The sequence below is a fragment of the Sphingosinicella sp. genome (genome assembly GCF_052387495.1).
Classification (GTDB): Bacteria; Pseudomonadota; Alphaproteobacteria; order Sphingomonadales; family Sphingomonadaceae; genus Allosphingosinicella.
Genome location: NZ_JBQTJC010000085.1, coordinates 1 through 9,426 on the forward strand (window position 1 = coordinate 1; position 9,426 = coordinate 9,426).

9 protein-coding genes, 1 tRNA gene and 1 pseudogene are annotated in these 9,426 nt (G+C 68.3%); 3 read left to right on the forward strand and 8 right to left on the reverse strand.

Features of this window, described 5'->3' with window-relative positions:
- Window positions 1-158: 158 nt before the first annotated feature.
- Window positions 159-1,409, forward strand: a complete 1,251-nt coding sequence (locus ACT4N8_RS04760; protein WP_444856988.1) for a cupin domain-containing protein — start codon at window positions 159-161, stop codon at window positions 1,407-1,409.
- A gap of 18 nt (window positions 1,410-1,427) precedes the next feature.
- On the opposite strand, the gene ACT4N8_RS04765 is transcribed toward ACT4N8_RS04760, so the two are convergent.
- Window positions 1,428-1,504: transfer RNA gene (locus ACT4N8_RS04765), tRNA-Met, on the reverse strand.
- A 152-nt stretch (window positions 1,505-1,656) separates the two neighbouring features.
- On the opposite strand from ACT4N8_RS04765, the gene ACT4N8_RS04770 reads away from it, so the two are divergent.
- Entirely contained in the window at window positions 1,657-2,079 is a 423-nt protein-coding gene (locus ACT4N8_RS04770; RefSeq protein ID WP_444856989.1) for a DUF3775 domain-containing protein, read from the forward strand.
- Here ACT4N8_RS04770 and ACT4N8_RS04775 read toward each other — a convergent pair.
- Both ACT4N8_RS04775 and ACT4N8_RS04780 read right to left on the reverse strand, forming a co-directional pair.
- Window positions 2,076-2,582 (reverse strand): 2'-5' RNA ligase family protein, encoded by a 507-nt coding sequence (locus ACT4N8_RS04775; protein ID WP_444856990.1) that lies wholly within the window; start codon window positions 2,580-2,582, stop codon window positions 2,076-2,078. The genes ACT4N8_RS04770 and ACT4N8_RS04775 overlap by 4 nt on opposite strands.
- Window positions 2,583-2,590: 8 nt before the next feature.
- Complete coding sequence (locus ACT4N8_RS04780) at window positions 2,591-4,504, reverse strand: potassium transporter Kup (protein ID WP_444856991.1); 1,914 nt, start codon at window positions 4,502-4,504, stop codon at window positions 2,591-2,593.
- Between the two features lie 156 nt (window positions 4,505-4,660).
- On the opposite strand from ACT4N8_RS04780, the gene ald reads away from it, so the two are divergent.
- Window positions 4,661-5,761, forward strand: a complete 1,101-nt coding sequence (gene ald, locus ACT4N8_RS04785; RefSeq protein WP_444856992.1) for an alanine dehydrogenase — start codon at window positions 4,661-4,663, stop codon at window positions 5,759-5,761.
- Here ald and ACT4N8_RS04790 read toward each other — a convergent pair.
- The 5 genes and pseudogenes from ACT4N8_RS04790 to ACT4N8_RS04810 form a co-directional block, all read right to left on the reverse strand.
- Window positions 5,758-6,456, reverse strand: coding sequence for a tetratricopeptide repeat protein (locus ACT4N8_RS04790; protein WP_444856993.1), 699 nt, complete (start codon window positions 6,454-6,456; stop codon window positions 5,758-5,760). The two genes, ald and ACT4N8_RS04790, sit on opposite strands and share 4 nt — an antisense overlap.
- A gap of 2 nt (window positions 6,457-6,458) precedes the next feature.
- Window positions 6,459-6,866 (reverse strand): cytochrome c-type biogenesis protein, encoded by a 408-nt coding sequence (locus tag ACT4N8_RS04795; RefSeq protein ID WP_444856994.1) that lies wholly within the window; start codon window positions 6,864-6,866, stop codon window positions 6,459-6,461.
- A complete protein-coding gene (locus tag ACT4N8_RS04800; RefSeq protein WP_444856995.1) occupies window positions 6,863-7,396 on the reverse strand; it encodes a DsbE family thiol:disulfide interchange protein in 534 nt (177 codons plus the stop codon). Before ACT4N8_RS04800 ends, ACT4N8_RS04795 begins: the two co-directional genes overlap by 4 nt.
- Complete coding sequence (locus ACT4N8_RS04805; RefSeq protein ID WP_444856996.1) at window positions 7,393-9,330, reverse strand: heme lyase CcmF/NrfE family subunit; 1,938 nt, start codon at window positions 9,328-9,330, stop codon at window positions 7,393-7,395. Before ACT4N8_RS04805 ends, ACT4N8_RS04800 begins: the two co-directional genes overlap by 4 nt.
- Window positions 9,327-9,426, reverse strand: a pseudogene (locus tag ACT4N8_RS04810) (cytochrome c maturation protein CcmE); the annotation flags it as partial. The pseudogene ACT4N8_RS04810 and the gene ACT4N8_RS04805, both read right to left, overlap by 4 nt.

The window sequence follows — 9,426 nt, forward strand, 5'->3', positions numbered from 1 at the left end:
TCGAGGCGCAGCTCGGCACTTCGGCGACCGGCTACACTCTAACCCAGTGGGGGCGCCCGGGGCTGCGCGGTCCGGGGCGCCCCGCCATAGGGTAAAATACGGACTTCCGCCCGCGCCCTCCCCCCGATAGGCTGCGCCCTCCGAGTGGGGAGAGTGTGATGAGTCCGGGTTCGAGCAAGAGCGCGCTGAATGCGGTGAACGACGCGGCGACGCGGCCGAGCTGGGAGGACGACGCGCTCGGCTTCCTGATCGCGCCGGTGACGCGCGAGGAATTCCTCGAAAAGCATTACGAGCGCGCTCCGCTGATCGACATCCGCAATGAGCCCGAGCGCTATGCGGACCTGCTCACGCTCGACGCGCTCGATCATTTCCTCGCCAGCGCCAATTTGCGCGAGGGCATGGTCGACCTCGCCAACCACCACAACCGCGTCTCGCGCGAAGCCTATATCGACGAGGACGGCAGGATCAGCCAGGTCGCGGTCGCCGAGGAGTATCTGCGCGGTGCGACGATCATCCTGCCCCACCTCCACGATTCGATGTTCAACCTGGGCGAGTTCTGCCGCTCGCTCGAGGAGATTTTCTGCTGCCACGTCCAGACCAACATCTATCTGACCCCGACCGCGGCGGCGGACAAGGAGCACGGCAATCAGGGCTTCCCGCCGCATTACGACAATCACGACGTGTTCGTGATGCAGGTCTCGGGGAAGAAGGCGTGGCGCTTATACGGCTCGCCGGTGACCACTCCCTATCGCGGCGAGCGCTTCGAGCTCACCGAGCATGAGGCCGGGGAGGCGACGCAGCAGTTCACGCTGAGCGCGGGCGACTGCATCTATCTGCCGCGCGGGCTGATGCACGACGCCGAGAATGTCGGCGACGAGCCGAGCCTGCACATCACCGTCGGCCTGATCACCAAGACCTGGGCCGACCTGATGTTGGAGGCGGTGTCGGAGCTAGCGCTCGAGGAGCCGGAGTTCCGCCGCTCGCTCCCCGCCGGCTTCGCTGCGCGCGATTTCGACCGGGAGAAGGCGCAAGCCCACTTCGACATGCTGCTCGAGCAGGTCCGCACCCGCGCCAGCATGGACGGCGCCTTCGACCTGCTCGCCGACAATTTCATGCGCGCGCGCCGGCCCAACGTCTCCGGCGTGATCTCCGCCTCGCAGCACGGCCTCAAGCCCGACGACCGCTTCCGGCGGCGCCGCTTCGTGCCGTGGAACGTGGCGGACGACGAGGGCAAATTGGTGCTGATCGGCCCCGGCGGCGATCTCGAATTCCTCGCCGAGGACGGCGACGCGCTCGACGTCGCGCTCTCCGGCGCCCCTTTCACCGAAGCCGATCTCAAGTGCGAATCGCCGGGCGACTTTCTCCAGCGGCTCTGGGCGGCGGGCTATCTGGAGCGGCTGCCGGCATAAGGTCCGGACCTGAAGCGATGGTAGCGGAGGAGGGACTTGAACCCCCGACACGCGGATTATGATTCCGCTGCTCTAACCAGCTGAGCTACTCCGCCACATCGGCATCGGGGCCAGGCAGGGCCCGCGAGCGAGGCGCGGCTATAGGAAGGGCCGCGCGAGCGGTCAACTGGCGCCGCGCCGTCTTGAATTCAAGTCCGGAACCGCGCTCATTCCCTGTCGTTTCCGAGGGCGAGGCTGGAGAGATGCCATGGAATTGCTGACCCCGCTCGACACGATCTGCCGCCTGATCCTGCGCGCCCGTGAGCTCGAGGCGCAGATCCCCGCCCAGGATCCGGACGAGGACCCCGAGGACGTCGACGATCTCGACGACGAGGGCGATCAGGCGCTGTCGGTGCTCGAGGATGAGCTCAACGACGGCGTCGAGGAGGAGGTGCAGGCGCTGCTCGAGGACCTCGCCGACGACCAGCTGACCGAGTTGCTGGCGCTGGCCTGGGTCGGGCGCGGCACTTACGACCAGACCGAATGGGACGACGCTTTCGCCGAGGCGGGCGAGCTCGATTCCGAGGAGCGGATCGACGAGCTGCTCGACATGCCCCTGCTCGCCTCCCATCTCGACGCGGCCCTCGCCGCCTTCGACTTCAGCTGCGACGGGGTCGGACAGAACGACTAGAGCCGAAAGGCGTGGCTCCTGAACGGCGCCCAGGGGCCGCCTTCGTAGCGCCACGAGGCGAGCGCGCGGATCGCGAGCGGGCGCGGCTCGAAGCTCGCGCGCAGGCTCTGCTGGAGCGCCTTCGCGTCCTTCGGAAGCACCTTGTTCTGGATCGTCACGTGCGGCCGCCAGGGTGACTGATCCTGCGGCGTCAGCAGGCCGTGAAAGGCCTCGGCCAGCTCGCCGCGAATGGTTTCGAGGTCCTGACTCTCGACCCGGAACGCCGTTCCTTCGCCGAGGTCCATGATGCCCGTCACCCAGGCCGCGGGCGGCGGCGCGGCGGCGGCGTCGGCGAGCCGCCGCGCCAGCTCGCGCTCGATCCCCGGCGGCAGATGGCGGAACAGGGTGAGGTGGGCCGGAACCCGATTGCGCTCGGGCGGATAATGGATGCGGCGCAGGTGCTGGAGCCAGCCGTCGTCGCCGGGGCCGAACAAAGCGGTGACGATGATCGGCCCCGAGCTCACTGGCCCGGTCAGATTTCGACCTGCGAGCCTAGCTCGACCACACGGTTGGGCGGAAGCTTGAAGAACTCCATCGCGCTCTCGGCGTTGCGCAGCATCCAGGCGAACAGCTTCTCGCGCCACACCGCCATGCCGGGCTTCGGCGAGGTGATCAGGGTCTGGCGGGCGAGGAAGAAGCTGGTGTCCATCATCTTGAACTGCGGTCCGCACTGCTCGACCCGGGCCAGCGCCTTCGGCACATCGCTCTCCTGCATGAAGCCGTAGCGGATGATCAGGCGGAAGAAGCCGTCGCCCAGCTCCTGAAGGTCGAAGGTCTTGTCTTCATCGACATAGGGCACGTCCTCGATCCTGACGGTCAGCAGCAGGACGCGCTCATGCAGCACCTTGTTGTGCTTGAGGTTGTGAAGCAGCGAGTGGGGGATGCCCTCCGACGAGGTGGTCATGAACACGGCGGTCCCGGGGACGCGGGCGGCACTGGCGGTCGCGGACTTGATGAAGATCTTCGCCGGGATCGCAGCCTCGTCCATGCGCCGGATCATCAGCTGGCGGCCCTTGGCCCAGGTGGTGAGCAGAGTGAAGACGACCAGGCCGACGAGCAGCGGGAACCAGCCGCCGTCGGGCACCTTCATGAGATTCGCGGAGAAGTAGGCGATGTCGACCACGAAGAAGATTGCGAGCAGTGGGATGGCGAGCCAGGGACGCCATTTCCACAATGTGAAGATCAGGACGGTGAGCAGGCAGGTGTCGATCAGCATCGCGCCGGTCACCGCGACGCCGTAGGCGGCGGCGAGGTTGCTCGAATTCTGGAAGAAGAGGACGAGCAGAATCACCATCACCATCAACGCCCAGTTGATCACAGGGATGTAGATCTGGCCGTGCGCGGCGGCGCTGGTGTGCTGGATGCGCAGGCGGGGAATGAAGCCGAGCTGGATCGCCTGCTGGGTCACCGAAAAAGCGCCCGAGATCACCGCCTGGCTGGCGATGATCGTCGCAGCGGTGGCGATGAACACCAGCGGCAGCCGGAACCATTCGGGCGCGAGCATGTAGAACGGGCTCTCGATCGCGCTCGGATCGGCGATGAGCAGCGCCCCTTGGCCCATATAGTTGAGCATCAGCGACGGCAGCACGAACCAGACCCAGCCGGTGCGGATCGGCTTGCGGCCGAAATGGCCCATATCGGCATAGAGCGCCTCCGAGCCGGTCACCGCGAGCACGATCGAGCCCAGCGCGAGAAAGCCGAGCCACGGATCGAGCGCGAAGAAGTTCAGCGCGTACCAGGGATTGAGCGCGAAAATGACGCTCGGATCGCGGACGATCGAGATCGTCCCCAGCGTCGCCAGGGTGAGGAAATAGAGAGTGACGATCGGGCCGAAGAAGGTGCCGACCCGCGCCGTGCCGGTGCGCTGGATCATGAACAGGCCGACGAGGATTCCGATCGCGATCGGGATGACGAGCGGCTGCAGGCCGCTTTCCACCACGGTCAGCCCCTCCACCGCCGAAAGCACCGAGATCGCCGGCGTGATCATCGAATCGCCGTAGAAGAGCGCGCAGGCGAAGACGCCGAGAAAGACGATGCCGGTCGACCATTTGAGCTTCGCCTCGCGCGAGATCAAGGCGAGCAGGGCGAGGCTGCCGCCCTCCCCCTTATTGTCGGCGCGGGTGAGGATGATGACATATTTGAGCGTCACCACCAGCATCATCGACCAGAAGATCAGCGAGATGACGCCGAAGACGTGGAGCCGATCGACCGGGAGCATATGATGCTCCGAGGCGAAGGTTTCGCGGAAGGCGTAGAGCGGGCTGGTGCCGATGTCGCCGAAGACGACGCCGATCGCGAGCAGGGTGAGCCCGGCGAGGCTCCCCTGCGGCGCATGGTGGCCGGCGGGGCGGTCCGCCGGCTGCTGGAGTGCTGGGCTATCGCTCATCGGTCAGGAACGTGGAAACGTCCGACAATCCTTGTTTTCCGCCCTGCCCCTCAGAGCGGCGCGCGGCTTAGCACCGGCCCCGCGCATTCGCAACGGCGACAAGGGCCTTGGGTCCCGCTATAGACCCGCCGGTTTGCTCGTCTGAGGGAGTCGAAGATGCGGGTCGGGGTGCCGAAGGAGATCAAGGTTCACGAATATCGGGTCGGCCTGACCCCGGCTTCGGTGGCTGAGCTGAGCGCCGCCGGCCATAGTGTTCTGGTCGAGACCCAGGCGGGCGTCGGCATCGACTTCTCCGACCAGGACTATGTCGACGCCGGCGCGGCGATCGCCCCCAATGCGGCGGCGGTCTTCGCCGGCAGCGACATGATCGTGAAGGTGAAGGAGCCGCAGGCGAGCGAGATCGCGCTGCTCGAGCCCCGGCACCTGCTCTTCACCTATCTCCATCTCGCCCCGGACCCCGAGCAGACCAAGGGCCTGCTCGCCTCCGGCGCGACCTGCATCGCCTATGAGACAGTGACCGCGCGGGACGGCTCATTGCCGCTCTTGAAGCCGATGAGCGAGGTGGCGGGGCGGATGTCGATCCAGGTCGGCGCCCATTATCTCGAAAAGGAGCAGGGCGGCCGCGGCGTGCTGCTCGGCGGGGTTCCCGGCGTGCCGCCGGCGCGGGTGATGATCCTCGGCGGCGGCGTCGCCGGGGTGAACGCGGCGCAGATGGCGGTCGGGATGCGCGCCGACGTCACCATCTACGACATCTCCAACGCCCGGCTGGCCGAGCTCGACATGTTCTTCGGCAGCCAGATCAAGACCGCTTATGCGGCCAAGGCGACGATCGCCCATGCGATCAAGAAGGCGGAGGTGGTGATCGGCGCGGTGCTGATCCCCGGCGCGGCGGCGCCCAAGCTGGTCACCCGCGACATGCTGAAGACGATGAAGCGCGGCTCGGTGCTCGTCGACATCTCGATCGACCAGGGCGGCTGCTTCGAGACCTCGCGGCCGACCACCCATTCGGACCCGGTCTTCGAGATTGACGGCGTCACCCATTATTGCGTCGCCAACATGCCGGGCGCGGTGGCGCGGACCTCGGCCTTCGCGCTCAACAACGCCACTTTGCCCTTCGTGCTCAAGCTCGCCAATCAGGGCGCGGAGGCGGCGATGATGGCCGACCCGCACCTCGCCGCCGGGCTCAACGTCTCCGGCGGCAAGATCCGCCATCAGGCCGTCGCCGAAGCGCTAGGCCTGCCCTTCGAGGCGGCCTAGCGGGTGGTCGGCGCGGCGGGAGCCGGCGTGGGCTGAGGCTGAACAGGTTGCGCCGGCTGCGGCGGGCCCGGAATCTGGCCCGAGGCGCGGGCCGCGTCGAGCATGCGCAGCCGTTCCTCGACCGTGGCGCGATATTCGGCATCGGCCGGCGCCTGAGCGAGCAGCTCGCGCCAGATGCGTTCCGCGGCATCCCAATTGCCGCCCTGGGCGAGCGCGAGGCCGTAAAAGAAGCGCGGGCCGGGATGATCGGGCGCGATCCGCGCCGCGCGCTGGAAGGCGAGCTGGGCGGCCGGCGTCATCATCCCATCGGCATGGACGACGAGCGCGTTGCCGAGGCCGACCCAGAGGTCCGCGTCGCGCGGGTTCTGGCGGAGCGCGCTCTGGATGATCTGAGCGCCACTGCGCGTATCGCCGCGCCTTTGATAGCCCTCCGCGATGGTGAGCCATTGGCCGGCCGTGTCGAACTGGCCCATCATGTTGCCGCGCAGCTCGGCGAAGTCGCTGTCCGGAACGGTCTCGCGCAGCGGCGGCGGCTTGGGCCGCCCTTCCATGCCGGGATGGCCCTGCCAGGCATAACCGGCGAGGGCGAGCAGCAGGGCCGCGCCTAGGAATTGCACCGCCGCCCGGTCGCGAACGAAATACCAGAGCGCGGCCAGCGTCAGCAGCGCGAGGATCAGAATGATCAGCCAGCCCATGCCTAGCGCTTCCTGCGCTTGAAGCGGTTGCGCGCGAGAAACAGGCCGAACAGGACGAGCAGGATTGGGGCGCCCCAGAGCGGCCAAGTCACCGGCTCGAGCGGCGGATCGTAGGTTACCCAATTGCCGTAGCGCGAGATCAGCCAGGCGCGGATCTGCTCGGGGCTCTCGCCCGCCTGGATGCGGCTGCGGATCAGGCTGCGCATGTCGCCCGCCATCTCCGCGTCGCTGTCCGAGATCGCCTGGCCCTGGCAGACGAGGCAGCGGATCGTCTCCATCAGCGCCTTGGCCTCGGCCTCCTGGCGCGGGTTCGGAAGCTGCTTGTCCGCATATTCCGCCGCCGGCATCAGCGAGTCGGCGAGCGCCGGGGTCGCGGCGACGAGCGCCAGGGCGAGCAGGTGCCGCCTCATCGCGCGGCCTCCCAGGCGGCGAGGATGGCGCCGACGTCCTGCGGGTTGACCGCGCCGATATGCTGGTGGCGGATCACGCCCCGGCCGTCGATCACGAAGGTTTCGGGCACGCCGGCCGAGCCGAGGTTGAGCTGGACGCGGCGGTCAACGTCGGCGCCGATCGCGCGGAAGGGATTGCCGTAGGTGGCGAGGAAGGCCTGCAGATCCTCGGGCCGGTCGCGCACCGCAATGCCGTCGATCGGCACGCCGCGCCGGGCGAGCTCGGCCAGCGCCGGCGCCTCGACCCGGCAGGGAATGCACCAACTCGCGAAGATGTTGACCACGCGCGGCTCGCCGGAGCGCAGCGAGGCGGCGGAGACGCCGGGCTGGCCGGGCACGGCGGGGGCGAGATCGAATTCGGGCACCGGCTGGCCGACCAGCGCCGACTGGACGGTGCGCGGCGCCGGCGCATAGAGCGCGGGAACGAACAGGCCGAGGAAGATCGCGACCACGACCGCGAGCGGCACCCAGAAGATCAGCCGCCGCCTCATGCGTAAGCCTCCTCGGGCTCGGCGCGCTTCGCGGCCTTGCGCTCGCGCCGCACCCGCCCGAACAGCGACAGCAGGCCGCCCAGCGCGACAAGGCCGCCGCCGAACCAGATCAGCGTGACGGCGGGCTTCCACCACAAGCGGAGCTGCCACCTGCCCTGCTCATCCTCCTCGCCGATCGCGATGTAGAGCTGGCCGTCCCAGACGGTGGCAATCGCCGCCTCGCTGGTCGGGGTCGGCGGCGTGGAGAACATCCGCGCCTGGGGGCGGAGCTCGAACGGCGTGCCTTCGCCTCGCCTCGCCGTCAGCCGCGCCTCCACCGCGGTCCAGTTCGGCCCGGCGATCGGCTCGACCCCGTCGAAGCGCACGCTGAACGGTCCGACGCTGGTGGTCTGGCCCGGCCGCGCCGCGATCAACGTCTCCCTGATGAAGGCGCTCTCGCTCGCCATGCCGGCCAGAGCGACGGCGATGCCGAAATGCGCGGTCACCATTCCCCAGATGAAGAGCGGCGTCCGCCTGAGGTTGCGTCCCCACAAGGGCGCGATGCTCGCCGCCGCGATGCCGGGGGCGAGGACGAGGCCGAGCAGCGGCAAGATGCTGATGCGCGGCGCGAGCAGCATCAGCACGAGCAAAGCGGCGGCGCTGACGAGGACCGGGATCGCGACCCGCCCGGTCAGCGCCTTCAGCCGGTCGCTGCGCCAGCGGAGCAGCGCGCCGATCCCCATGATCGCGGCGAGGGTCAGGGCGACCGGGCCGGCGGCGGTGTTGAAATAAGGCGGACCGACCGACAGCTTCTCGCCCGTCACCGCCTCGACCGCGAGCGGATAGAGCGTGCCGACGAAGACGACGCCGAGGATGACGGTGAGGAGCAGGTTGTTGACAACGAGGGCGCCCTCGCGGCTGACGAGGTCGAAGCGCGAGCCCTCCTTCACCGTCCCGATCCTGAGCGCGAACAAGGCCAGCGCGCCGCCGATATAGAGGATCAGCAGAGCGAGAATGAAGGCGCCGCGCTGCGGATCGACGGCGAAGGCGTGAACGCTGGTGAGGATGCCCGAGCGGACCAGGAAGGTGCCGATCATCGACATCGAGAACGCGACCACGCCGAGCATCACGGTCCACGCCCTCAGCGCGTTGCGCGCGGCCAGCACGCTCGCCGAATGGAGCAGCGCGGTCGCCGCCAGCCACGGCATCAGGCTGGCGTTCTCGACCGGGTCCCAGAACCACCAGCCGCCCCAGCCGAGTTCGTAGTAGGCCCAATACGAGCCGGCGGTGATCCCGAGGCTGAGGAATATCCACGCCCCCAGGACCCACGGGCGCATCGCCCGGGCGAAGGCGGGGCCGACATCGCGCGTGATCAGCGCGCCGATGGCGAAGCTGAACGCGACCGAGAGCCCGACATAGCCGAGGTAGAGCGTCGGCGGATGGAAGGCGAGGCCGATGTCCTGGAGCAGCGGGTTGAGCCCGTTGCCCTCCGCCGCCGGCTCGGGCAGCCGCTCGAACGGGTTGGAGGAAAACAGCAGGAACGCGTAGAAGCCGATGCTGACGAAGGCCTGGCCGGCGAGCGTCGCCAGCATCGTCTCCTCTTTCAGCCGCCGCTCGAACAGCGCGACGAAGCTGCCGGCGAGCCCCATCACCGTTACCCACAGCAGCATCGAGCCTTCGTGGTTGCCCCAGGTTCCGGCGAGCTTGTAGACGAACGGTTTCAGCGAATGGCTGTTGGTCGCGACCAGCTTCACCGACAGATCGGTCCGCAGGAACAGCGCGATCAACGCGGCGAACGAGAGGGCGCAAAGCACGCCCTGGACAACAGCGACCGGACGGACGATGCCCGCCAGGTCGCGTCCCTGCCGGGTCAGCGCGAAGGCGCCCGCGCCCAGTTGCAGCACCGCCAGCGCGGCGGCCAGCCACAACAGCGCAAGACCGAGCTCGGCGATCATTCGGTTTCGGCCACCGTCTGCTTGGCCTGGGCCGCGGTCATCTCCGCCATCTCGCGCGGGACGTAGTTCTCATCGTGCTTGGCGAGCAGATTGTCG